Origin of the sequence: Amycolatopsis sacchari, assembly GCF_900114035.1 — a bacterium.
In the GTDB taxonomy this organism is placed as follows: Bacteria; Actinomycetota; Actinomycetes; order Mycobacteriales; family Pseudonocardiaceae; genus Amycolatopsis_E; species Amycolatopsis_E sacchari.
In genome coordinates this window covers 1-1,356 of sequence record NZ_FORP01000066.1, presented here as the reverse complement: position 1 = coordinate 1,356, position 1,356 = coordinate 1, and the positions used below count along the sequence as shown (strand labels likewise).

General features: G+C 69.1%; 1 protein-coding gene. It reads left to right on the top strand.

Going from position 1 to position 1,356, the window contains the following annotated elements:
* Positions 1–275 precede the first annotated feature (275 nt).
* A complete protein-coding gene (locus BMZ92_RS36655; RefSeq protein ID WP_425425907.1) occupies positions 276–1,340 on the top strand; it encodes an IS110 family RNA-guided transposase in 1,065 nt (354 codons plus the stop codon).
* Positions 1,341–1,356 lie beyond the last annotated feature (16 nt).

Sequence of the window (1,356 nt, the reverse complement as noted above, 5' to 3'; positions counted from 1 at the left end):
CCACCCTTGACAGTGAGGATGATGGGTGCGTGGCTGCTGGTTCGGTGTGTGACTCGACCCTTGACTGACCTGTGGTGTCTTTGCCGGGATTTGTCCTGCCGGGCTGGTGGTCGCGTGTGCTCACCGGGCGGGGTGGTGTGACTTCATAGGAGCCTGTTGCCGCAGGCGACCCGTCACTGTCTTGTCCATCCGCCCCGGCCCGGTGAGTGCGGCCCTTGTCTCCCGGAATGAACAGGATGGCCATGACTACGATGACACAATCCGGGGCTGCTGACATCCCTGGCCAGGAGGCCGGGGATGTGGTGGGCGGGGTGGACACCCACCGCGACACCCATACCGCGGCGGCGGTGCTGGCCACGACCGGCCAGCTGCTGGGCGTGCAGACCTTCCCCGCGACCGGGCCCGGATACGCACAGCTGGCGCGGTGGCTGGAATCGTTCGGTGCGCTGCGCATAGTGGGAGTGGAAGGCACCGGTGCCTATGGTGCGGGCCTGACCCGGTATCTGACCGGCCGGCAGATCACGGTGGTAGAGGTGGATCGCCCGGACCGGCGGACACGACGGGCACGGGGCAAGTCCGACCCGATCGATGCCGAAGCCGCCGCCCGCGCGGCGCTGACCGGGGAACGGATCAGCACCCCGAAAAACCGGGACGGCCACCTCGAGGCCCTGCGCGCGCTCCGGATCGCCCGCCGTTCGGCGGTCACCGCCCGCAAGATCGTGGCCCAGCAGGTCCATGCCCTGCTGGTGACCGCCCCCGAGCCGCTACGCGACCAGCTGCGCGGACGGCGCCTGCCGGCCATCATCACCCTCTGCGCCCCCGCCCCGGACACCAGTCCCGGCCTGACCGATCCCACCGTCGCGGTGCGTCTGGCCCTGCACCACCTCGCCGTCCGCTACCAGCACCTCACCGCAGAAATCGACCAGCTCGACACCGCCATCACCGGCCTGGTCAACCTCCTCAACCCCGCCCTGCTCGCCCTGCCCGGTGTTGGACCCGACTGCGCCGGACAGCTCCTGCTCACAGCGGGAGACAACCCGGACCGGCTACGCTCCGAGGCCGCGTTCGCCCACCTGTGCGGAGTCGCCCCCATCCCCGCCTCCTCCGGCCGCACCGACCGCCACCGCCTCAACCGCGGCGGCGACCGCCAAGCCAACGCCGCCCTCTACCGCATCGCCCTGTCCCGACTCCGCTGGGACCCCCGAACCCAGGCCTACAAAACCCGCCGCACCCACCAAGGACTATCCACACAAGACATCATCCGCTGCCTCAAACGCTACCTAGCCCGCGAAATCTACAACACCCTCCACCACCCCACCACCAGCACAAACATCCCTTGACAACCATAGGAGCATC